Origin of the sequence: Mesorhizobium sp. M2A.F.Ca.ET.043.05.1.1 (assembly GCF_003952445.1) — a bacterium.
Classification (GTDB): Bacteria; Pseudomonadota; Alphaproteobacteria; order Rhizobiales; family Rhizobiaceae; genus Mesorhizobium.
The window spans coordinates 5,641,354-5,664,251 of the sequence record NZ_CP034446.1; the positions used below are offsets into that span (position 1 = coordinate 5,641,354).

Here is a 22,898-nt window from a genome sequence, read left to right on the forward strand (position 1 = left end):
TTAGCCTAAGTCGATCTGTGCAGCCGGAGCGTTCGGAATTCATTGGCTCATCGATGCTTAACCTAAATGAGGTAGTTGCTCGCCAGCCTCGGTAGCCTAGGGCATCGCCCGCACAGCCTCACCGGTTCCCGTCTGGAGAGGCAATCAGGGCCAGGCCCTCGACCACCAAGCAGGGGCGCCGACATGCCCGTGGCATGTTTGTCAAAGCAGTCTGGACGGCAGCACGCGTAGCAAACATTCACACTACATCTGGTTCTGCTGCCCTTGTTTCAGCAGCCGACGCGTTTTGGCGCAAACGCTCCTGCCCCGGATGATATCAATTGTTGTCCTTCGACCTATGCACTGTCGGACACGGCCGAATGCTAGCCCATAAACCACAAGGCCCAAAAGCACGAACTGTTCGTGCCACCAATCAATAGGGGAACTTGAACATGACTATTTCTCGACGGGATGTCTTTAAGATGGGCATTGCTGCCGGAACCGCTTTATCAATCCCGTCGGTTCTGCGGGCGCAGACGGCGGCGATCGACGGGCGGACGGTGCGAATGGTGATGGATGATCTCCGAATCTTCGATCCTATCCTATCCACCGACAATATTACCTATGACCATGGCCTGGCGATCTACGACACATTATTCGCAATCGACTCGAAGCTGGTGGCGCAGCCGCAAATGGTAGGGAAGTGGAGTGTCTCTGAGGATAAGAAGACCTATACGTTCGAGCTTCGGGATGGCCTAAGTTTCCACGACGGCAGCCCCGTCACGGCGGGCGACTGTGTGGCCTCGATTCGCCGGTGGGGTCAGGCCGCTTCCGGCGGGCAGCTGATCATGTCGCGGGCCAAGGACGTATCGAAGAAGGATGCCAAGACCTTCACGATCGTGCTCAACGAGCCGCTGGGGCTTTTGATCGATATACTGGCATCCCCGGGCGGTCTCTACTTGCCTATCATGCGCGAGAAGGACGCAAATCGTCCGGCAACCGAGCAGGTGACCTCGAACATCGGGTCAGGACCGTTCAAGTTCAATGAGACCCTTGCCAAGCCGGGTGCGAGCTTCACCTACGACAGAAACGAAAGCTATGTACCGCGCAATGAGCCGCCAGACGGATTCGGCGGCGGCAAGATCGTGAAGGTCGATCGCGCAGTTTGGGAACACATCGCCGATGAGCAGACTGCGGTCGCAGCGTTGCAAGCCGGTGAGTTCGACTTCCTTTATGCGCCACCAGCCGATCTTTACCCGGTGATCGAGAGCGATCCCAATCTTGAACTAACGCTTCTAAATAAGGCTGGTGATGTAAATTTTGTACGTATGAACTTTCTTCACAAGCCGTTCGATAACGTAAACGCACGTCGAGCCATGCTTCACCTCGTCGACCAGGAGGCGTTCTCTCGCATTATGGCGCCCGATCCAAAATATGGCCACACTGCCACTTCGATATTTGGAAATGACACACTGTATTCAAACGACGAGAATACAGGGTGGTACAAAAAAGGCGGCGACCCGGAGAAGGCCAGGCAGCTCTTCCAAGAGGCGGGATATGCTGGCGAAAAGGTCGTTATTCTCCAACCCACGGATTGGGCGCAGGCAGGCAATGCCTCGCAGCTTCTGGCAACGTCGCTGCGAAAGATTGGAGTGAACGCCGAGCTTCGACCAATGGCCTGGGCCGAGCTTGCCGCAAGCCGAGCGAACAAAGGCACAATCGAGAATGGTGGCTGGAATATCTTCATCTCAAACTATCCCAATTACAGCCTCAGCGATCCAATTAGCACTGGCTTTTTGCTCGCAAATGGCGACAAAGCTTGGTACGGCTGGCCTAAGGAAGACCAATATGAGGCGCTTCGGGCCAAATGGGCCGATATCGATACTCTTGCGGAGCGAAAGGCGCTGGCCCGCGAGATGCAGCGGGTTTGGTGGGACTTCGTAGGCTCCGTTCTGTTGTGCCAAACTGTCCGGCCAAACGCGCATCGTAAGACGCTCAACGGCCTCATGAAGGTGCCAGTCCCTTACGTCCCGATGTGGAACATGCAGAAGGTCTAAAGGGCAATGGCTGCCTACGTCCTTCGCAGATTGGTTTCGACCATCGCCGTCATGGTGATGGTCGGGATCTTCGTTTTTCTGCTTCTCAGGCTGGCTCCTGGCGATCCGGCGGCCATCATCGCCGGCAATACGGCAACGCCAGAGATGATCAGCGGCATACGCGAGCAACTGGGACTTAGTCACCCCCTGCCGGTTCAGTTCGTTACTTGGGCTCTCAGCATCCTCCACGGCGACTTCGGGACCTCAATTTTCACGGGGCGACCCGTCCTCCAGCTGATTTCGCAGCGGCTGGAACCGACCATTTGCATTTCGATTCTAACGATGATCCTTTCGGTGACGATTGGGGTCACCTTCGGCGTCCTTGCCGCGTGGCGAGCTGGCGAACTTGTTGATCGGATCCTGATTGCATTCGCGACCCTTGGTTTTTCTGTCCCGGTCTTCGTCATCGGCTATTTTTTCATATATTGGTTCGCTGTCAGCACGCATTGGCTACCCGTCCAAGGATACCAGCCTATCGACCATGGCTTCGGAGCATGGCTTGTACACTTGATACTCCCGACCGTGACTTTGAGCGTTCCCTACATTGCTTTCATAGCTCGGATCGCGCGGGCAAGTATGCTCGAAGTCCTGTCCGAAGATTATATGCGAACGGCCGCTGCCAAGGGCGCTTCGTCACATACCATGTTGTTCCACCATGCCTTGAAGAATGCAGGTGCCCCGATTCTCACCGTGATCGGCCTAAGCTTCGCAGGTCTGATTGGCGGTGTGGTCATCACAGAAACGGTTTTCAACATACCTGGCGTCGGTCGTTTGGTAGTGGATGCGATCAACAACCGCGATTACCCCATCATTCAAGGCGTGCTCATCCTCGTTTCGGGCCTGTACGTCTTAATCAATCTGGCGGTCGATCTTTCTTATACCCTGGTCGATCCTCGCATCCGGTACTGATATGACACTCCCCTCCGCATCAGTTGAAACCGTTTCGAAGGGCCGCCTGCAGCTATCTGAGTTTCCCCGTGTGGCGAGACGGCATCCGCTGATCTTTGTAGGTGGCGGTCTCCTGGCGCTTTTCATCATTCTGGCGCTCGCTGCCCCGCTCTACGCCGGCGATCCACTGAACATGAATCCCTTCGAACGCCTCCAACCGCCGTCCGCGAACTTTTGGTTCGGTACCGATAATCTGGGCCGTGACGTATTTGCCCGAACGATCTTCGGCGCCCGAATCTCACTTATGGTCGGATTGACGTCGGCGGCAGGAGCGGCTCTGGGCGGTCTTCTGATCGGTCTCGTCGCTGGCTACAACCGCGCCTTCGATAATGTCATAATGCGAGTCATGGACGGCCTTATGTCGATCCCGACGATTCTGCTGGCGATCGCTCTTATTTCTCTCACAGGACCCAGCATTGGTACCCTCATCGTCGCCATCACGATCGTCCAGCTGCCAAGCGTTACGCGGCTGGTTCGTTCGGTAGTTATGAGTGTTCAGCAGCGTCCCTATGTAGAAGCGGCGCTTTGCGGCGGTGCTCGCCTGCCGAAAGTACTGTGGCGTCATCTCCTGCCGAGCACCGTTCCGGCGCTTATGGTGCAGAGTGCGATCGTGTGCGCAGATGCGATTCTGACTGAAGCCGGACTGAGCTTTCTAGGTGTAGGCGTGCCGCCTGAAATTCCTAGTTGGGGCAACATGATCTCAAGTTCTCGCTTGTATCTCGCTATCGCTCCAATGACGGTGTTCGCCCCCGGCATCTGCCTTGCCGCCACGGTCCTTGCCATCAACCTGCTCGGGGATGGCCTGCGCGACCTGTTCGACCCCCGCTCGAAACGGAGGCGCTGACATGCAAATTCATCAGACCACTGGGAATGACGTGCTTCTCGACGTTAGAGGCCTGGAAACCCACTTCTTCGGCGACGAAAGTGTCACTCGCGCGCTGGGCGGCATCAGCTTCCAGGTAAAGAGTGGCGAAACGCTCGGTGTCGTCGGCGAGTCCGGATGCGGCAAGAGCGTCACCGCTCTTTCCATTCTTCGGCTGCTGCCGAAGCTGACGGCCAAGTCCGTCGGCGGCGAGATCTGCTTCCGCGGAAGGGACCTTCTGAAACTTTCCGAACGAGAGATGCGACAGATCCGCGGCAACCGGATCGCCATGATCTTTCAGGAGCCGATGACGAGCCTGAACCCGGTTTACACTATTGGTCACCAGATCGCTGAAGCGGTGCGGATCCACACCAAGGCCTCCCAACCGGAAGCGATGGCGAAGGCACAAGAGTTGCTCCGTCTCGTCCGCATCGGCGATCCCGAGCGTCGGGTTAACAACTATCCCCACGAAATGTCAGGCGGTATGCGCCAGCGTGCCATGATCGCCATGGCCCTCGCGTGCTCACCCGAACTCTTGATTGCCGACGAGCCAACGACCGCGCTTGACGTCACCATTCAGGCGCAGATCCTGCGGCTGATCGTCGATCTGAAAGAGCGGATGGGAACGGCTGTGATGTTCATCACGCATGATCTGGGGGTTGTAGCCGAGACCTGCCAACGCGTGATCGTCATGTATGCCGGCCGGATCGTGGAGCAAGCGAGCGTAATTGATCTGTTCGCGCGCCCCACACACCCCTACACGCTCGGTCTCATGCGGTCAGTGCCCGATCTGCGGCGTGGCCGCCGAGGCCGCCTGCCGGAAATTCCGGGTACCGTGCCTAGCCTTCGCGAGCCGATTATCGGATGCAGTTTCGCTCCTCGTTGTCCATTCGCGATAGCCATTTGCCTCGAAAAGACGCCCGCTATGCTTGATGTTGGGCTTGGCCATGCCGCAGCTTGCTGGCGGGCCGCAGAGGTGGTGAACGCATGAGAGGTCCTCTGCTGAAAGTCGAGAATCTGACCAAGCATTATCCGCTCGGTACAGGAATCCTGAAGAAGACCGTCCCGGTGGTGCGGGCGGTGGAGGATGTCTCCTTCTCGGTCGAGGCGGGGGAGACGCTCTGTATCGTTGGCGAATCCGGCTGCGGCAAGTCCACCGTCGCGCGGCTCCTGATGCGGCTCGCCGAACCGACGGCTGGGCGCGTAATGATCGACGGCACCGACATTGCTGGTCTCAAGAAGCATGCGGTTCGCGCGTGGCGCCGGCGTATGCAGATGGTCTTTCAGGATCCGTACTCATCGCTGAACCCGCGCCTGACCGCCGGACAGATCATAACCGAACCCGTCGAGAATTTTGAACGCCTCAGCCGGAAGCAGCGCAAGGCGCTTGCCGCGGAGCTTCTGCGAAAGGTCGGGATGTCGCCCGAGATGATGGACAGGCTCCCGTCCGAGTTGTCAGGCGGCCAGCGGCAGCGGCTCGGCATTGCGCGGGCACTTGCACTCCAGCCCTCGCTCATCATTGCCGATGAGGCGGTGTCAGCACTCGACGTCTCCGTGCAGGCACAGATATTAAATCTGCTGCTGGATCTCCAGCAGCAGATAGGCATCGCCTATATCTTCATCTCGCATGACCTTAGTGTTGTACAGCATATCGGTCATCGCGTCGCGGTCATGTATTTGGGGCGGATCGTGGAGCTCGCCCCGTGCGATGCGCTCTTCGACAAGCCGGTACACCCCTACACGGAGGCGCTGATCGCTGCAGCCCCGGTTCCGGATCCGACGCGGGTGCGGTTGGAGGTGCCCATGGAGGGCGAGGTGCCAAGCCCCGTCAACCCGCCGAGCGGATGTGCGTTTCACCCGCGCTGCCCGCTCGCAGTCGAGCGTTGCCGCATCGACGTCCCGCCTCTGGTGCCGATGGCCGACGGACGGGTCGTCGCGTGTCATGTGCGCGCTCCGGCCACGGAAATCCCGGCGCCCTTCTTTTTGGCGGCGCACTGAGGTGGCTCAGCCGCCTGCTGAGGGCATTGAACGCGCAAGGAAGTGACGATCACTTCCGCAGTTTGCGGACCGCGCCTGCTGGACACAGTCACCGCCGAGATACGGATTTCGGCGGCGATCTCCCTGCCGGTCGAGCGCCGCCGGCGCAACGCTTCGACCTGCTCGACGGTCGCCTGCGGGGTCGGCCGATGAGATGAGCCACCCACCTGTGCGCCGTACACGGCACCTGCGGCTCATGCGGACAGCCTCATATCCGCCCCTCAGCACCTGGCGCGCAATACGTTCCCTGCCGCGGTATCAGAGGTAAGGGCTTAGCCAAGAGCCTTTGGATTCACCACCGAGATATCCGCAACGATTACGCCAGCCGAACGCAACTTGTTCACTCGACGCATGCACGAGGCGGCCGAAGAACCGACCAGTTTGGCTAGTTCGGCAAAGGAGAGCCGATTGTTCTTCTGGAGTGCCGTAAGGATCTTTCGATCTAGATCGTCCATGGAGTAGGGCCCGCTATGCTTAAGAGCCTTTCAAAATTGCATACCCTCATGCAACATTTATAGCATTTGTTACCCCGATCGTTTGAAATGGATGAGGCACTTCTAGACCAGAAAATGATGACTATCTGCCCGCTTACGGGCCTCCAAAGAGGTTCGCTGGGCGTGCAGAGGCTGAGGTATTTCAAACCACAGCATCCCACCAACCACGTCGACTAGGCGATCTCAGCGATACCGGCCCGCAGCTCTGTGCCGGTGGTTGAAAAACGCGCTTCGCTGAATACCGCCGATGCGAGCTGGGTCTTGCTTTGTGGATGGGCTGTCGGTACGGACGCGATCCGGAGGCCGACGGCGCGGAAAACGCAGAGCAACAATGCCGTGCGCAGCGAGAAATTCATTTCTTTGGTGCGGGCCTTCTTCCTAGACGAGATGCTGCTGCTATCCGGCGCAGGCCTGTCCTCCGTGCGCTCTGGCTCACCATCTACCGAAGAAGACGAATGCCCATGACCCGCCCTGCTTGTGCCCGACCTGGGTGCCCTGGCGCACCAGAAGATCGCGCTGCGACGCGGCGATCAGGATGAGATTCAGCGTCAATCAAGATGAGACTCGGCGGGGGTGGTGTGACGCAGTGAGGGCGTAGCCCGAACGGAGTTACACCACCCCCGCGGCGTCACTGCCGACGTCTGTTGAGCGCGGTTGGCTGAAGTACCTTGGCGATTTTCTGGAGAATGGAGAATCACCTTTGTGCCAGGCCGTCATGTAACCGACCATCAGATGAGGCTCTTTATGAAGTTACGACAGGAACATACCACCGAGGTTGCCGCGGCCAAGGCGTCGATCAGCAGAGCGACGGCCTATCGCATCAAGAAGAATCCGGACCTGCCATCGCAAAAGCAAAAGGCTCGCGGCCGGCGACGGCCTGACCCTCTCGAGCACATCTTCGATGCCGAGGTCGTTCCCCTTTTGAAGGCGGCGCCAGGCATCCGTGCTGTCGCCATCTACGAAGAGATGCTGCGGCGGCACCCGGAACTGAGCGAGGGCATTCGCCGGACCCTGGAGCGGCGCATTCGGTCATGGCGCGCCATCCACGGCGAAGAGCAGGAGGTTATCTTCCGTCAGCTTCACGAACCCGGCCGGCTCGGGCTGTCGGATTTTACTGACATGAGCAGCTTGGGCGTGTCGATCTCGGGCCAGCCGCTCGACCATCTGCTCTACCACTTCCGGCTCGCCTGGTCGGGCTTCGAACACAGCCATGTCATTCTCGGCGGTGAAAGCTTCGTGGCCCTGGCCGAAGGACTGCAGAACGCGCTCTGGTCACTTGGCGGAGCGCCGCTCTATCACCGGAGCGACAGCCTGTCGGCGGCTTTCCGCAATCTCAGTGCCGATGCGAAGGAGGATCTCACGCATCGTTACGAGGAGCTCTGCGCCCATTATCGCATGACGCCGACCCGCAACAACAAGGGCATCGCCCACGAGAACGGGTCGATCGAAAGCAGCCATGGTCATCTCAAGAGCGCCATCCGTGACGCCCTTCTGATGCGCGGCAGCAAGGACTTTGACGATCTCGGTGCGTATCGTGCATTCATCGATGAGATCGCCAGCCGGCACAACGCCAATCATGGCAAACGCATCGACGCCGAGCGCCCTCATCTGCAGGAGCTCCCCGATCGGCGGACCAGCGACTTCGAGGAGGTGGTCGTGACCGTGTCGCGGACCGGCGGCTTCACCTTGCGCAAGGTCTTCTACACCGTTCCCTCCCGCCTGATCGGACATCGGCTTCGCGTCCGGCTGTTCGACGATCGCCTCGAGGTCTTTGTCGGAGGAACACAGCTGATGACGCTTCCCAGAGGCCGCGGGCATGCGGATGGAAGGCACGATCAGGTCGTCAATTATCGGCACGTCATCCATTCCCTGCGCAAAAAGCCGATGGCGCTTCTTAATCTCGTCTATCGTGACAAGCTCTTCCCGCAGCAGGAATACCGCAGGGCCTTCGATGTGCTCATTGAGCGGCTGCCGGACAGGCAGGCCTGCAAGGTGATGGTCGAATTGCTGGCGCTGGCCCATGATCGAGGCTGCGAGCGCGAACTTGCCGAGCAACTCGCCGAGACCCTCGACGCCGGCGACCTGCCCGATATTGCCGTCTTGCGAACGCTCTTCGGCCCGGATCCCGCACGGCTGCCGACCGTCTCGGTGCAGCTCGCTTCCCTCAACGGCTATGAAGCCCTGATCGGCACGGCCTATGTGGGAGACGCCGCATGAAGGCCGCCCACATCATCGACGAAGCCCGTCTCGGCATCATGCTCAACGACCTCAGATTGCCGACGATCAAGACCCTGTGGCCGCAATTTGCCGAACAGGCCGATAAGGAAGGCTGGCCCGCCGCCCGGTTCCTCTCGGCCATTGCCGAGCATGAGTTGGCCGAGCGCGATCGGCGCCGGGTCGAACGTCATCTGGCCGAAGCGCATCTGCCGCCCGGAAAGACACTCGACAGCTTCGCCTTCGACGCCGTACCGATGGTCTCCAAGGCGCAGGTCATGGCCATGACCGCCGGCGACAGCTGGCTCGCAAAGGGTGCCAACATCCTGTTGTTTGGCCCGCCCGGCGGTGGAAAGAGCCATCTCGCCGCAGCTATCGGGCTCGCCCTCATCGAGAACGGCTGGCGCGTGCTGTTCACCCGAACCACCGATCTCGTTCAGAAGCTTCAGGTCGCACGGCGTGAGCTGCAGCTCGAATCCGCCATCGCAAAGCTCGACAAGTTCGATCTGCTGATCCTCGACGATCTGGCCTACGTCACCAAGGACCAGGCCGAAACGAGCGTGCTCTTCGAACTCATCTCCGCAAGGTATGAGCGGCGTTCCATCATGATCACCGCCAATCAGCCCTTTGGAGAATGGAACAGGGTCTTTCCCGACCCCGCCATGACCCTCGCCGCGGTCGATCGGCTTGTTCATCACGCAACGATCTTCGAGATGAATGTCGAAAGCTACCGGCGCAGATCCGCCATGGAAGCCAAACGCCAGCGCGGCAGGCCTGCCTCCTACGCGACAATCAAAAACATGCACGAGCTTGTCGCGGAGCGACGATCAGAAAACGACGAAAACCTTGCCAGCGACAATCAGCATGATAATTTGCCCATGACCGCGCTCTGAGAGTCTCATCCAGATTGTCGCGCAGGTCTCTCCCAGATCGCCGCGCTATATCGCGCGTTCGGAACACGAGGGCCGACTGTCGGGCGAATTGAGAAACTGACCCCCTGACGAAATGAAGAACTGACCCCCTCGGTTATGAGAGGAGGCATGGATGACGATTGGGATTTCGGCGATTCCTGCATTGTCGAGAACGATGCAGGGAGAGGAGATGCTTCAGCCTGAAGAGGTGGCAGCGATGCTGCGGCTGCATGAGCTTGGCTGGGGAGCGAAGCGGCTGGCGAAGGAATTCGGGTGCGCGCGCAACACGGTGCGTCGGTATCTGCGCGAAGGCGGGACTGTTCCGTTTCGCAAGCCTGTGCGGCGGAGCGCGTTTGACGGGCTAGACGATTGGCTGCGGGAGCGCTTCTTCCGCCATGGTGGCAACGCCGATGTGGTGCGCCAGGAACTGGAGAGCGAACATGGGATCGTCATAGGGCTTCGGTCGGTGGAGCTTCGGGTGCAGGGTTGGCGTCGGGAGTTGAGGGTGCAGAAGCGCGCAACGGTTCGGTTTGAGACGGCGCCGGGACATCAGATGCAGATCGACTTTGGCGACACGCGGGCGTGGATCGGCGGCGAGCGTGTTCGGGTGCACCTGTTTGTGGCAACGCTGGGTTACTCGCGTCGGCTGCATATCCGTCCCTCGCTTCGGGAGCGCCAGGCGGACTGGTTGGAGGGGATGGAAGGAGCCTTCCTTCGCTTCGGCGGGGTTCCAACGGAAGTGCTGTTCGATAATCCGAAGGCGCTGGTCGAACATCACGATGCGGCGACGCGGGAGGTGCGCTTCAATGTGCGGCTGCACGCCTTTGCCCGCTACTGGGGATTTACGCCACGGGCTTGTGCGCCCTACCGGGCGCGTACGAAGGGAAAGGACGAACGCGGGGTCGGCTACGTCAAGCACAATGCGATTGCCGGCCGCCGGTTCGAGAACTGGGCGGCGTTCGAGGCGCATCTGGACCGGTGGACGCGCGAGATTGCCGATCAGCGTGTGCATGGCACGACCGGGGTGGCTCCTGCGGAGCGCTTTGCCGAAGAAGCCATGGCGCTTCGCCCTCTGGGCGGACGGGCGCCGTTCGGGCAACTGCGGGATCTCGTGCGCAAGGTCCAGGCAGACTGCGCAATCGACCTGGACACGAACAGTTACTCGGTTCCCTGGCGGCTGATCGGGGAGAGCGTCCAGGTCGTGGTGCTGGGCGGCCGCGTTATCGTGCGTCATGCGGGCGAGGTGGTGGCGGATCATGCGTTGTGCCGCGGACGTCGCCAACGGATTGTCGAGCGCGCGCATCTTGCCGGCGTGGTCGGCGCTGCTGCGCCGGTGCGATCGGCGCCGGTGGATATCGTTGCGCCTTCCGCTCTGTTGCGGCCGCTGGCCGAATATGAGGCACTGGTGGGAGGCAGCTGGTGATGACGACGGTCGATCACGAGATGCTGTTGGCTCAGCTCGACCGGCTGAAGCTGACCGCGATCCGGGACCAGCTCGATACGCTGCTGGACGAAGCGGCGCGTTCGCAAATGACCTTGCGCGAGGCTTTGGCCTTCCTGGTGACCCGCGAGATCGCGCGGCGCGACGAGCGGCGCATCTCTATGGCAGGCAAGATCGCGCAGTTCCCGTTTGTGCGCGAACTCGATGGCTTCGACTTCGACGCGCAGCCGTCGCTGGATCAGCGCCAAATCCGGGAGCTGGCGACCTGCCGCTGGATTGCCCATGGCGACACGGTCCTGTTCCTTGGACCTCCGGGTACGGGCAAAACACATCTGGCGGTGGCTCTCGGGCGCGAGGCGATCCGGCAGAACCATAGCGTCCAGTTCGTCACGGCGGCCACGCTCGTGGCGATGCTGGCCAAGGCCCATGACGACGGTTCACTCGAAAAGCAACTGACGACCCTGTCGCGGCCGAAACTGCTGATCATCGACGAGCTCGGCTATCTCCCGTTCGAAGCCAATGCCGCACATCTGTTCTTCCAGCTGGTGTCGCAGCGTTATGAGCGGGGATCGATCCTGATCACCTCCAACCGCTCGGTGGGCGAATGGGGCAGCGTGTTTGGCGATCCCGTGGTGGCAACGGCGATCCTTGATCGCCTGCTTCATCATTCGACAGTGATAACGATCCGTGGCGACAGCTACCGGCTTCGCGAAAAGCGTCGTTCCGGCCTATTGCAGAAGGCCGGAACGACGCTCGGCACCAACGAAACCGCAAAACAATGAGGGGGTCAAATCTTCAGTTCGCCCAGGGGGTCAAATCCTCACTTCGCTTGACACCGACGCCTGTTGCTCCTCTGGTCGATCTTTTGGACTACATCGGCTGGTGTCGGGCGGCGCAATCGATGAGGCAGTGAGTTGCGGTCCGCGAAGTCCGACAAGACCCTCCGCTTGGTAGCGGACAACCCACTTGCGAACGATCCGCGGGCAGGCGCCTGCGGCTAATGCGACGGCCTTCGGCGTCTGCCCGCCCAACACCGATGCACAATCCGCTCTCGACCAAACACGGTCAGCCGGGGCATTCTTATGGATGTCCATTCGAACCTCCTGGGACTCACTGAAGCTTTGCAACCTCAGCTTCCTCGGTCTGGGCCAAGTGGACAAACTATGGAAAGCTCACAGCCAGTCCTCAAAGGGCTAGCGAGGCATGCTCGACTTCGAATACCCTGCCACCTCCGGTCAAACGCAACACGATCTTGCATGGCCCGACGAGCGCACGCGCTTCATCGGCAGTATGGGCTGCTCACCGCTCAATAATCGGCAAATCGATGTAGCAACCGGCGGGGCCGCGATGGAAATTGAGGTGGGGCGGCGGCCATCTTCCGGCACCATGGCGAAGTTCGTCTTGTTGCTGCCGGCGAGAGACACTCTCAGGCGATAGCTCGCCGGAAGAAGAGCCGAGATCGGATGCATCGTGAAGGCCAGGGTGGCGGGCTGGCCCGGCGTGAGCGGTTCTCCGTCACGCTTCAAAAAGCTATGCTGCGGCCCAAGGACGCTGAAGGGTGATTCATTCCACACCTTCCGGTGCAGAGCCCGCAGCTGACCTTCCGTAAGATAGAGGGACACCCCGTCCGGCCTTACAGCTTCGAGATAGGCATAGAAGGCGCCGTCCTCGCGTGTCGAGGTGACGTTCAGGTAAACGACGGGATGTCCCGTGATCTCGACGTCATGTGTGAACGGCTCGCTCGTATAGGCGAGGCGGGCAGCATCGAAAGGCCGCCGATCTCCATAATCCACCTTGCCGCCAGCGGCGGTCGTGGTCCACCGGTTGGTGGTGATGTCGCCAAGCTCAGGATCGACCTGGAGCGAGTCGAAGCCGGGCGCGTCAGGCGATGAACTCAGGCGGGAGCCACTTGCCATGTACCATCGGCGGCGGTCGGCAGGGATCGGCCAGGAGCGGGTCGACTTCCACTTGCCCTCCCCAAGAGTATAATAATGGATGATCTTCGCCCGCTCCCGGCCAGCCTTATTGAGGCTGGCTTTCGCGAAGCGGATGTAATTCGCCTCCTGCTCCTTCAAATTTGGCGGGATCGTTTCGCCGGCGGGACGAAGAGGGTCATAGGCATTGTTGCCGCTATGGTCCCACGGCCCGATGATCACGCTCAGCGGATTTGCGACCTGGATGAAGCGACGAATGGAGCCTTCCGCCGTTGCGCTGTCGAACCAGCTGCTCCACGATTGAATAGGGCCGCCCCAGCGAGACACCCTGTCCGCGGCGTCCTGAATGCTGAAGTCGGCCAAGGAGTCAGGCCATACCGAGGGACGATCATCCCTGTAGGTTATCTGCTTGTATCCTTCCGTTTCCGGTGGCACCCCCTCGCGCTGACGCAAGGCCGCCGCCAGATCCGCCTTGCCGCCTGGTCCGACGAGACGCACGCCCGGCGCGCCCGCGTCACCGGCGAGGGTCTTGCGATTACGCTCGGCCGCCCGGTTACTCCAGCCATAGTTCATCACGACATTTGAAAGACCGCCGGGGAAACACGTCGCAAACATATCGTAGTCGACAGCCCGCGGAATGATACCTTTTAGCCCGGGATGATTGCGCTCCGCCATCCAATCCGCCGCGTTGCCGGGACAGGAACGGCCATAGCCGACCACTCGGCCCGTGGACCAGGGCTGCTTGACGATCCAGTCGAGCAGTTCGCCATAGTCCAGGGTGTCCGCGCGCGTACGGAGATGGGGGGTCGCCCGAAGGAGGCGCCTTTGCCGCGCTGATCTCCAACGACAAGCGCAAAGCCGTGCGGCACGAACAGCTCGGTGTTGCGGGGCAGGCGCCCTTCTGCGCTGCGCCAGTAGGGTGTCATCTCAAAAATCACGTCGTGCTTATTCGCGCCGCCGCCCACCGGAAGGACCACGTCCAAGGCGATCTTCACGCCGTCCCGCATCGTCACATAAGTGGAGTCATGCCGGCCGATTTTGTACGGCCCCGGAGCTCCGCCTTGAAGATCAAATTGCAAGATCGAATCTCGCATCCCCTGCGCCTCAGCCATCTTCGGCAGCAAAAGCGCCCCGAACCCAGCGCACGCGCTAGTCTGGAGCAGTTGACGACGAGAGATGCTCATGCAGTCCTCCTGAGTTTAGCTAGATATATTCGTCAATGGACCGACCTCCGCCCCCGGAGGGCACTTATCGCCAAAGTCCCGTGCTAACACCTCCGTCTAAATCAGAGGGGTTCTTCGCATGATCAGGTCAGGCCATCCGCTTCCCTCCGAGAATCGCTGAAGCTTCGGCAACGTCTGCTTCCCAGCTCGCTTCGGGTGGACGACCTATTGGATTCGAGCATATTATCGCGGCCCTGAATTATCGGAGCCGCGTTCTCATTGAGAGAGTTGCTGGTCTTGCCTACTTAACGAAGAGCTGGCGGGGTATTTTGGTCAGGGGTTCGTGCCCGGTTTCGGTGACGACAAACGGTTGAGTGATGGTGATTCCGTCGTTCTTGAGCCAGAGCCCCGACATCATATGGAAGCACATGCCGGGTTGGAGCACTGTCTTATCTCCCTTGCGAAGACTGACGGTTTTCTCTCCCACCGCTGGCGGATACCCAAGACCGAGCGAATACCCTAGACGTGAATCCTTCTCGTGCCCGTGCTTGGCAAGAGTCTTGGCAAACGCAGCGTGAACTTCCTCCGAAGTCTTGCCGGGAGCTACGGTGTCGAGCCCTGCATTCAGAGATTCCACGACGACGTCCGCCAGCTTCTTATAGCTCGGGCTTGGTTCGCCGACGCAAATCGTACGAGCCAGGTTGACCTGATAGCGGTGGCGATTTCCGAACAGCTCGAGATTGATGATGGTCGACGATGGCAACGGCTTGTCGGTCCATGCGGCATGCGGAGCCAGCGCTTTCTCGCCTACGCAAAGATAGGGTGGAGAGCAGGTATAGGTTCCGCCGAACTCGGGCGTACCCGCCATCATCTGATGATAGACGACAGCGGCAATGTCGCACTCCCGGACACCCGGTTCGATCATATCGATGGCACGGTACATCATCGCATCAGCGATAAGGCCGGCCTGTCGCATGAGTCCCACCTCGGCCGGGCTCTTCACCAGACGTATCCAGTTCACCAGCAAGTCTGCATCGATAAAGGTGGCCTCAGGCAATGCCTTTATCAGGTCCGCATGTGCTCGCGCGGAGTAATAGTAACCGCCCATTTCGACGCCCACTCTGATTTTCCCCCAGCGATCTCCTTGACAATTTCCGCGACGAAGTCATACGGACTCAGAGTCGACTGCACATAGGCATCAGGGAAAGAACGTATGCTGTCGTCGGACAGGTAAGTGGTCATGAAGGCCGAAATGGCATCCATACCCCGTCCAACCCAGATCGGCTCTTCGCGATCGAGAACCACCACAATCATCTGTGGAACGTAGAATGAATAGGCGTCGTAGCCGGTCAGGTAATTGGCATTGGCCGGCTCGGAAAGCAGGAGGACGTCTATGCCCCGCCTCTCCATTTCCTTCTTCACCGCAGTGACGCGTGTCGCGAACTCGGACCGCTCAAAACGTAGTTCCTTCTGCATCTCGATCCCTCGATAATAGCGTCTTAGAAAAGCTGCCTGGCGAGGACGCCTGGATTCAGGGTCCCGTCCGGGACGCTAGTCTCTTTGATGGCGCATAGGATGATGCGTTCGCTCGCGCGCCGAAGCGCGTCGTCGAACAATCGTGGCGAAAGGGCAGCCAGCAGCGGCCGAAAGCCGATAATGTTAAGATCAGCTATAGCCGAGAGAATCCCGCCCTGCCGCTGTGGGTGAAGATTCCAGCGATCTTCTTGAATTTCTGGGCGATTTGGTTGGCGATCTCTTCGGGCCCTTTTGCCCTGATCCATTGCCACGCGGACAGGGCAGGGCATCAAACGTCGTGGGTCGGTCAGGTAAGCTCTTTTTTGGTTCAACTGCCGGTTTTGCGAGGTTGTCGAATCCGATGACGACAGGCCGGCTCGCTCTTGTTCATGCATTCTGGGTACCATTGTACGGCGGTCACAAAAGCCAGCCGGGCCGGCAATCACCTCAAGATTCCATCGTTGGCGTGCGCGGAAAACGAATTCAGGCCAGCCTTTTGATCTGCCATCACCGCTTGAAGATAGGAGTGCGGAGTCGCCCCGGCCCACGGCCTGCATGAAGATCACCATTTAGAGACTAGCGCCGCCGCATTGCGGCGCGTCGGCTAAGCCACCTGCGGGCGACCAACATCCCCGCTACGACGAGAGCAACAGCGATGTAGAGCATCTCGGTCGTGCCGTCGCCCCCATCCGGCGCCACACCGAAAATTCGCTCAATGAAATCCATCTCCCGCTCCTTCTCTAAGAAAAGCTCACTGAACAACGTGTAACTCCTCACGGCAACCTGCCGGTCCCGACCGGCTCGATGCCAACGCACCGGAGCGCTGCATTGAGCGCAGTCACATCGTCTTTCACGAGCCCATCCAGCTTTGTGATCTCATTGTCGACCTTCGAGATGATCTCATCGGACACCTGTCGCGCTTGCAGCGTCGGCGCCGCGTCCGCGCAATCAACCACGTTGACGAGGCCGATCAGAGTATCATTCAAGCCGGCCGGGTTGCGCTGATCTTGTGGAGTCTCCCGTTTGATGTCGACCAGCGTCGCTTCAATCGCCTCGAGCTGACCGACCAATGCTTGCACGCTCTCGCTGAGCGACTTGCCGCTGTCGTCGAGCCGCCTTTGCACATCCGCGAGCTGGCGCCTAAGAAACCGGATTCGATTGACCGCCTGATTGAGCGCCGAGAGATTGCCGAACAGCCTCTGTAGGAGAGCGAACTGCTCGGCGAACTCGTTTTCGGTCGTAACGATTCGGGGATCCTTGAGGACTGTAAAGTCCACCGTCTGAATTCTGCCGTCGACCTGAAGCTCGACCTTATAGCTGCCGGGAACCACCGTCGCGCCGCTTTGGTTGTCACCCTTCAGCGCGAGAGGCTCGTATTTGCGGGTTATCAGCGACTGGTCGAGCTTGGCCGGCCCGACATGCTTGAGATCCCAGACGAAGCGGTTGAGCCCGGCCTTCGTTCCCGGCTTCCTGTGGAAGGGCGCGTCCTGTTCGTCGCTCGAGAAGGTGATGACGGTATTTCCCGCGGCGTCTTGGAAGGTGAGCCTGACCGGTCCCTCCGCATCTTGGGAGAGCCAGTAATAGATGATCGCCCCATTCGGGGGATTCTCGCCGCAGTCCAGATAGAGGTAATCGCGCCGTCCGCCCTCCAGTTCCACGCCTTCTGTGGCGGCGGCGATACCCTCGCCGTAGCTGATCCTCGCCTTAGCGAAGCCCGTCCCGGCCCGGAGCTTGGTCCGGATCGTCGACCGCGGGCTCACCAGCAAGATATCCTCCTGGTCCGCAGCCAGCCCGCGTAACGGCGTCACGTCGTCGAGAATCCAGAAAGACCGGCCGTGGGTGCCGGCGACGAGATCGCTGCCCTTGATCTTAAGATCGTAGACCGGAACCACGGGCAAGCCGCCGTCCATGCGCGACCAATGCTCGCCGTCATCGAGACTGAAGAAGACCCCTGTCTCGGTGCCGACGAAGAGTAGGCCTGGCCGAACCGGGTCGGCACGCACCACACGCGTGATCTCCCCCCTCGGGAAGTTGCCGACGATCGACTGCCAGCTCTTGCCGCCGTCCCTGGTGCGAAAAAGATAGGGCTGATAATCGGCAAGTTTGTAGCGCGTGGCCGCTACATAAACGGTATCAGCGTCATGCGACGAGATCTCAACGCAGCCGACATATGCGAGTTCCGGCATCCCCTTGGGCGTGACGTTGTTCCACTGGGCCCCACCGTCTCGCGTAACATGAACGAGCCCGTCGTCAGTAGACGCCCAGATCTCACCTTTGCGATGCCGAGACTCCACCACCGAGGCGCACGTCGCATGGACCTCACAGCCAAAGTTCTCGCCAGTCAAGCCGCCCGAATAGTCCTGCCGAGCCGGGTCGTTGAGGCTGAGGTCAGGCGAGATCGCCGTCCAGCTCGATCCTTCGTCGCGGCTGCGGAAGACATGGTTACCCCCAGCATAGAGCGTCTTCGGATCATGCGGTGAGAAGGTGAGTGGAAAGGTCCAGGCGAATCGGTAACGCATGTTCTTCGGCGCGACACCGTTCAACTCTTCCGGCCAGACATTGACGAGGTGGAACTGCCGGGTCCGGTGGTCGTAGCGTTGCACAGCTGCTGCGCCCGAGCTGTAGCCGAGGGCGCCGCAATAGACGATGTTGGGATCCTCGGGATCGACGACGATGAAGCCGCTCTCGCCGGTGCCTGGATAGGTGCAATCGCTCAGGGTGATAACGCCCCATTCCGACGCGCTCGGAACCGAGATCGAGGTGTTGTCTTGCTGGGTGGCATAGACCCGATAGGGATACTGCTCATCGACGTCAATGCGATAGAACTGCGCCGTCTTTTGATTGTAAATCGACGACCAAGTCACGCCACCATTGAAGGTGACGCAGGCGCCGCCATCGTTGCCTTCGATCATCCGCTTGGGATTGACCGGATCGATCCAGAGATCGTGGTTGTCGGCGTGGGGCGTCGCCACTTCGGTGAAGCTCGCCCCCCATCGGTCGACTTCCACATCTGATAATTGGTTATGTAGACGGTACCGGCATGTCCAGGGTCGGCGAAGACATGGGTGTAGTAGAAAGGACGGTGCATTAAATCGCGATTCTGCGAGGTCTGGATCCAGCGGTCGCCGTGATCATCTGTGCGATAGAGCCCTGTCTTGTCTCCTTCCGCCTCGATGAGCGCGTAGACGCGCCCGCGCTGCGCCTGCGAAACAGAGACGCCAATCTTGCCGAGCACCCCGCCCGGCAGGCCGTTCCGACCGGACAGCTCTTCCCAGGAGTCGCCGCCATCAAACGACCGGAATATTCCGCTGCCCGGCCCACCGCTGTTCAGGTTCCAAAAGTTCCGTCGCGTCTGCCAGATCGTGGCGAAGAGGATGCGCGGATTGTTGGGATCCATCGAGATGTCGATGGCGCCGGCGTCGGGATCGCGGTAGAGGACCTTCTGCCAGGTCTTGCCGCCGTCCACGGAGCGGAACACGCCGCGCTGCTCGTTTGGCCCGAACGCGTCGCCGAGCGCGGCGACATACACGATGTCAGGGTCGTCCGGATGAATGCAGATCTTGCCGATATGGTGGGTCTCTTTAAGTCCCAAGTGAGTCCAACTGCGACCAGCATCGGTCGACCTGTAGACGCCGTCGCCGTAAGAGACGTCGCCTCGGATCGACGCCTCGCCCATGCCGGCATAAATAACGTTCGAATCGGAGCGGGCGACCGCGAGCGCGCCGACACTTGCGCTCGCGAAAAAACCGTCGGATACGCAGTGCCAGTAAATCCCACCGTCGATCGTCTTCCACACCCCGCCTGCGCAGGCGCCGAAATAGAAAACCGTCGGATCGTTAGGGTCGCCCGCGACCGCCACAACTCGGCCGCCTCTGGCTGGACCGATACAGCGCCATTTGAGGGCTTCGAGGGTCCCGGGTTCGGTCACGCTAATCTGCCTACTCATCGTATTACCTGCAAATGATAGTATTGTGCCGTGAAGCCTGATCGAGCTTCCAGGGACGATCGACGCGCCTGCCTGTGCCTCGGATGGCTATATGGATGCTCGCGTCACCATGTGCAGCGAAATGGGAAATTCGCTAGGTGCGATTGCGTTTGCCGTAGGGAATACGTCAACAATGCTGTCCCAACTGAATTGGAGGATCGCGCCTTCTGGCAGCGAGATTTTGGCAGCCAAACCCATTCCGTCGGAAAGTGGAATCAAATTCTTGTTGATTGATGTGATGGGTAGCGGTCCCTGGACAATCTTCATTTTTTTACCGTCCATGTTGACCAATACCACTATTTCCATTCCCGTCTTTGCAAGCGATTCCGTTCAGAGTGGGCTGCTTTCTGGTGGGCGGCGTACGTTCGGCGGTTCTGCGCTTCAATCCCTCGCGTTTCGCGCTCCCCTTTTGTGTTCAGACGACGTCACCACTTTTAGGAATATGACGCATGGAGGAGACAGGCTTGCGCCAAAATGCGTGGGCTTTTGAAACGAGCGCGGCATGAAGCGCTCTGGTGTGAAATGCCGCCGACCTCTTAGATCGCCGGTCGGAAGCGTAGCGAGGAACTTCCAGATCCGGTTGAGGGTGTCCCGGATCTGATTACGACTGTCCACCTGCTCGATTCGGGAATTCGTTTGGACGGCACCTTCGCAGTAGGCGAGAGTCCAGCCTCAGGCCGACAAGGAGGATCCTGCCCATTCATCTCGCCTGCATTTGGTCCGGCGTAGAACATGCGGCGCTTCTGTTGTTGGCGATCCCTCCGTGCTTGGTCGCCGAGCCAAGTAGCCAAGAAGCTCATCGTAAGCCCATCACGGGCGCAGAGCTTCGCCGGTCACTGCAGAGCGCGGCACGAAGCCCCGTCATTCTCTACAAGTTGAGACAAGTAGCCCTTCAGTTTCGATCGCGGATGCGCTGTAGTTACTAGCATCCAAACCCTCAGCGCCCTGCCGGCGGGGAGGACACCAGCAGGGCGCGCCGCGCACATCCCGGCCGCGTGGGACCGGACAGTGGTGGCAGACTGAGAGTTCGGTAGCGATGATCTTTCGATCGACCTTAGATCGGAGAAACCGACATGGAATGCTGCCGGATCGCCTTCGTTAAGGACTTCGGAAAGGGCGCATTGCAGAGACAGATTTGCGCCAAAATGGGTCGACTATTGAAACGCGGAGCACAAAACGTGATACTTCGAGATATCTCTTGCCCGTTTCGCCAAGAAGATGCGCGGACCTTCTTGACCCGACCATGAACTTGAAGTCCGCACACACTGGAGGGGCTCAATTGGCGCTGGCCATATTAATTTAGCCATCGTGGATGGTACCTCAAGTAGGCGAGAAGAGCTTGCGCTCCATCCCGGTTAGGCGTTCCGGGCCTTGCTCCGTCACCAGCACCGTGTCGCTGAAGCCCATCCCGGCTGCCGTCATCAGCATATGAAACACCATTCCGGCCTCCAGCACCCATTCCACGCCCGGCACGAACTCGCGGATGAATTCGCCAGCGGAGGGGCGGTGATTGAGGGCGAGCGAATAGCCAGTGCGGTTCGTGTATGTCTTACGCAGACCAGACGCCAGGATCGGCTCGCGGCAAGCTCGGTCGATCACGCTGGCCGGTGTGCCTGGCTTCATCAGTGCGATAGCCCCGTCTTGGACGCGGATGATTGTCTCAGCTATACGCTGCTGCTCAGCGCTCGGGGAACCAACAACGGCGCTGCGCATTAAGCGTGCCCAATAATGGTGATGGATCCCGCTGAGCTCAAGGCAGACGGTATCGCCACATTCCAGGCGCCGGTCGGACCATTGCCCGTGGATGAGATTGGTTCGATTGCCCGAGGTGATGGTACCGCTGAGCGGCATTTCTGACCCGGCATTCACCAACGCGCCGAACACGGCGGCAGCGAGCTCTCGCTCTTTGACGCCGGGCGCGATCGCCCCGATGCCAGCCCGGATGCCCACTTCAACCTGGCGAGCAGCGCCGCGCAGGTAGTCTATTTCCCGCGGTGATTTGATCAGGCGCAGGTGATCGACAATGCGCGGCTCTCTGACCAAAGTCGCATTGGGCAGCAATGCCTGCAGCATCTTCCAGCGTTCCACCGTCAAGAACCAAGAGTGCTCATCCACGCCGACACGCCCGCCTGCGAAGCCAAGGCCATCGAGGGCTCTTCTCGCCGTGTCGAGCCAAACGGGGAGCGGATCGGCGGCATCTGCATAGGTCACGTGGTCTTTCACCCAAGACGTGGCGTGCGCTGCCGGGACTTCCACATCGCGCAAGATCAGTACCGGGTCGCCGCGACTCGGAACCGCCAAGGCGTGATAGGAGAAATAGCCAGTAGTATGGAATCCACTAAGATACAGGATGTTCTCTGGCTGATGCAGCAATAACACGGGCAGATCATGCTCAGACATCTCCTTCTGCGTGCGCTGAACCCGTGCCCGATATTCCTCAACTGAAAAAATCATCCCGTTGTCCGCAGGCTCATTCACCGGCGTGCGCTCCGTCATGTTAAGTCACCTCTGGACATGCGTACCTCTGTATTCGTTTGTCGCCGCGAACAAGTCCCTTGATCGCGGAACGATACTTGGCAATTTTCTAACATCGGCGGGGAGGAGAGTTTCCACCAAAATGGGCCTCCGCTGAAACGTGGAACGCACAAGCTGGACATGGTTTGAAATGTACGCATCCGCCGGCGGCCCAATTCAATGGCAAGCGCTTCTTGGCCCATGTCAGGAAGATGGACATCACCGTCGCTCACCGGGGGATGTCGTTGTGCTCGACAAATTTGACGTCACCAAAGCCAAGCGGCGCGACAAGCCATTCGGATAGTCAGCACCAAGCGTCTCTCTTACTGCCCAAATGCTCCCGAGGACTGAACCCCCTCGAACTCGTCTAGGGCAAGGTCAGGGCCCGCCTAAAACCGGCCGCCGCGCGAGGCTCCATGATCTCTGCGCGGCATTGGCGAGCTCCTTGACAGCTCAAACCCGAGTAGATGTGCCGGTAATCGAGCGAGCTGCCGGACCGACAGGCAGCGGATCCCTGGATGAGTTTGTCACTGTCTCCGCCTATCACCGCAAGCGCGCGATCCGTGTGCTCGGCCGAGGTGAGACGAGGCCGCCTTCCGACGGTAGCGCGCCGCCCGTTATGGCGCTCAGGTTCGAGACATGGTGGTGTTGTGGGAGGCGTTGCCCGCTTCTACTCGAAACGCCTGTACCGCTGATCCCCCGTCTTGCTGCCGGCGCCTGAGCGGCATGTCGCAAAGTGCGTGTTGTGGCTCGCTACGGGCAATGCGTCGGGCCGGAATGAGTTCGGCAGTGAGCCGATCGGTTC

At 59.9% G+C, this 22,898-nt stretch carries 21 protein-coding genes; 11 read left to right on the top strand and 10 right to left on the bottom strand.

The genetic code is table 11. The features are described from left to right. Window positions 1–431: 431 nt before the first annotated feature. Genes EJ069_RS27245 through EJ069_RS32905 form a run of 6 tightly spaced genes read left to right on the top strand, consistent with a single transcriptional unit; the run spans window position 432 to window position 6,075 of the window. Entirely contained in the window at window positions 432–2,036 is a 1,605-nt protein-coding gene (locus EJ069_RS27245) for an ABC transporter substrate-binding protein (protein WP_126063865.1), read from the top strand. Window positions 2,037–2,042: 6 nt separating this feature from the next. Then, on the top strand, window positions 2,043–2,984 hold the full coding sequence (locus EJ069_RS27250) for an ABC transporter permease (protein WP_126063866.1): 942 nt from the start codon (window positions 2,043–2,045) through the stop codon (window positions 2,982–2,984). Window position 2,985: 1 nt separating this feature from the next. Further along, the gene (locus EJ069_RS27255) at window positions 2,986–3,867 is read left to right on the top strand and encodes an ABC transporter permease (protein ID WP_126063867.1); all 882 of its coding nucleotides are present in this window, start codon (window positions 2,986–2,988) and stop codon (window positions 3,865–3,867) included. A gap of 1 nt (window position 3,868) precedes the next feature. Next, window positions 3,869–4,876 carry an ABC transporter ATP-binding protein gene (locus EJ069_RS27260; protein ID WP_126063868.1) on the top strand — a complete coding sequence of 336 codons (1,008 nt, stop codon included), beginning with the start codon at window positions 3,869–3,871 and terminating at the stop codon, window positions 4,874–4,876. Then, a complete protein-coding gene (locus EJ069_RS27265) occupies window positions 4,873–5,883 on the top strand; it encodes a dipeptide ABC transporter ATP-binding protein (RefSeq protein ID WP_126063869.1) in 1,011 nt (336 codons plus the stop codon). The genes EJ069_RS27260 and EJ069_RS27265 overlap by 4 nt, the downstream gene beginning before the upstream one ends. A 42-nt stretch (window positions 5,884–5,925) precedes the next feature. Then, window positions 5,926–6,075, top strand: a complete 150-nt coding sequence (locus tag EJ069_RS32905; protein ID WP_164897956.1) for a hypothetical protein — start codon at window positions 5,926–5,928, stop codon at window positions 6,073–6,075. A gap of 119 nt (window positions 6,076–6,194) precedes the next feature. On the opposite strand, the gene EJ069_RS27270 is transcribed toward EJ069_RS32905, so the two are convergent. Both EJ069_RS27270 and EJ069_RS27275 read right to left on the bottom strand, forming a co-directional pair. Continuing rightward, window positions 6,195–6,377: an AsnC family transcriptional regulator gene (locus EJ069_RS27270; RefSeq protein ID WP_245456315.1), complete on the bottom strand. Its 183-nt coding sequence runs from the start codon at window positions 6,375–6,377 to the stop codon at window positions 6,195–6,197. Window positions 6,378–6,589: 212 nt separating this feature from the next. Then, window positions 6,590–6,772 carry a hypothetical protein gene (locus EJ069_RS27275; RefSeq protein WP_126063870.1) on the bottom strand — a complete coding sequence of 61 codons (183 nt, stop codon included), beginning with the start codon at window positions 6,770–6,772 and terminating at the stop codon, window positions 6,590–6,592. A 376-nt stretch (window positions 6,773–7,148) separates the two neighbouring features. On the opposite strand from EJ069_RS27275, the gene istA (EJ069_RS27280) reads away from it, so the two are divergent. From istA (EJ069_RS27280) to istB (EJ069_RS27295), 4 genes are all read left to right on the top strand, one after another. Then, window positions 7,149–8,633 (top strand): IS21 family transposase, encoded by a 1,485-nt coding sequence (gene istA / locus EJ069_RS27280; RefSeq protein WP_189476565.1) that lies wholly within the window; start codon window positions 7,149–7,151, stop codon window positions 8,631–8,633. Continuing rightward, window positions 8,630–9,523 carry an IS21-like element helper ATPase IstB gene (istB, locus tag EJ069_RS27285; protein ID WP_126063871.1) on the top strand — a complete coding sequence of 298 codons (894 nt, stop codon included), beginning with the start codon at window positions 8,630–8,632 and terminating at the stop codon, window positions 9,521–9,523. Before istA (EJ069_RS27280) ends, istB (EJ069_RS27285) begins: the two co-directional genes overlap by 4 nt. Before the next feature lie 151 nt (window positions 9,524–9,674). Further along, on the top strand, window positions 9,675–10,964 hold the full coding sequence (gene istA, locus EJ069_RS27290) for an IS21 family transposase (RefSeq protein ID WP_126063872.1): 1,290 nt from the start codon (window positions 9,675–9,677) through the stop codon (window positions 10,962–10,964). Further along, window positions 10,964–11,764 (top strand): IS21-like element helper ATPase IstB, encoded by an 801-nt coding sequence (gene istB, locus EJ069_RS27295; protein ID WP_126064886.1) that lies wholly within the window; start codon window positions 10,964–10,966, stop codon window positions 11,762–11,764. The genes istA (EJ069_RS27290) and istB (EJ069_RS27295) overlap by 1 nt, the downstream gene beginning before the upstream one ends. Before the next feature lie 453 nt (window positions 11,765–12,217). Here istB (EJ069_RS27295) and EJ069_RS27300 read toward each other — a convergent pair whose 3' ends face one another. The 7 genes from EJ069_RS27300 to EJ069_RS33050 form a co-directional block, all read right to left on the bottom strand. Then, window positions 12,218–13,678, bottom strand: coding sequence for a CocE/NonD family hydrolase (locus EJ069_RS27300; protein WP_348639379.1), 1,461 nt, complete (start codon window positions 13,676–13,678; stop codon window positions 12,218–12,220). Further along, window positions 13,564–14,100 (bottom strand): CocE/NonD family hydrolase, encoded by a 537-nt coding sequence (locus tag EJ069_RS33815; RefSeq protein WP_126063874.1) that lies wholly within the window; start codon window positions 14,098–14,100, stop codon window positions 13,564–13,566. The genes EJ069_RS27300 and EJ069_RS33815 overlap by 115 nt, the downstream gene beginning before the upstream one ends. 280 nt (window positions 14,101–14,380) lie before the next feature. Beyond that, window positions 14,381–15,199 (bottom strand): Xaa-Pro peptidase family protein, encoded by an 819-nt coding sequence (locus tag EJ069_RS27310; RefSeq protein ID WP_245456317.1) that lies wholly within the window; start codon window positions 15,197–15,199, stop codon window positions 14,381–14,383. Further along, on the bottom strand, window positions 15,145–15,555 hold the full coding sequence (locus tag EJ069_RS33505) for an aminopeptidase P family N-terminal domain-containing protein (protein ID WP_245456319.1): 411 nt from the start codon (window positions 15,553–15,555) through the stop codon (window positions 15,145–15,147). Before EJ069_RS33505 ends, EJ069_RS27310 begins: the two co-directional genes overlap by 55 nt. Window positions 15,556–15,578: 23 nt before the next feature. Then, entirely contained in the window at window positions 15,579–16,163 is a 585-nt protein-coding gene (locus EJ069_RS27315; RefSeq protein WP_126063875.1) for a hypothetical protein, read from the bottom strand. Between the two features lie 204 nt (window positions 16,164–16,367). Continuing rightward, on the bottom strand, window positions 16,368–18,566 hold the full coding sequence (locus EJ069_RS27320; protein ID WP_210211310.1) for a hypothetical protein: 2,199 nt from the start codon (window positions 18,564–18,566) through the stop codon (window positions 16,368–16,370). Beyond that, a complete protein-coding gene (locus tag EJ069_RS33050) occupies window positions 18,503–19,522 on the bottom strand; it encodes a hypothetical protein (protein WP_210211311.1) in 1,020 nt (339 codons plus the stop codon). Before EJ069_RS33050 ends, EJ069_RS27320 begins: the two co-directional genes overlap by 64 nt. Window positions 19,523–19,631: 109 nt before the next feature. Here EJ069_RS33050 and EJ069_RS27325 point away from each other — a divergent pair, with 109 nt between their 5' ends. Next, window positions 19,632–20,069, top strand: a complete 438-nt coding sequence (locus EJ069_RS27325; protein WP_126063876.1) for a hypothetical protein — start codon at window positions 19,632–19,634, stop codon at window positions 20,067–20,069. 830 nt (window positions 20,070–20,899) lie between these two features. On the opposite strand, the gene EJ069_RS27330 is transcribed toward EJ069_RS27325, so the two are convergent. Then, window positions 20,900–22,075, bottom strand: coding sequence for a Xaa-Pro peptidase family protein (locus EJ069_RS27330; protein WP_126063877.1), 1,176 nt, complete (start codon window positions 22,073–22,075; stop codon window positions 20,900–20,902). Window positions 22,076–22,898: the final 823 nt, after the last annotated feature.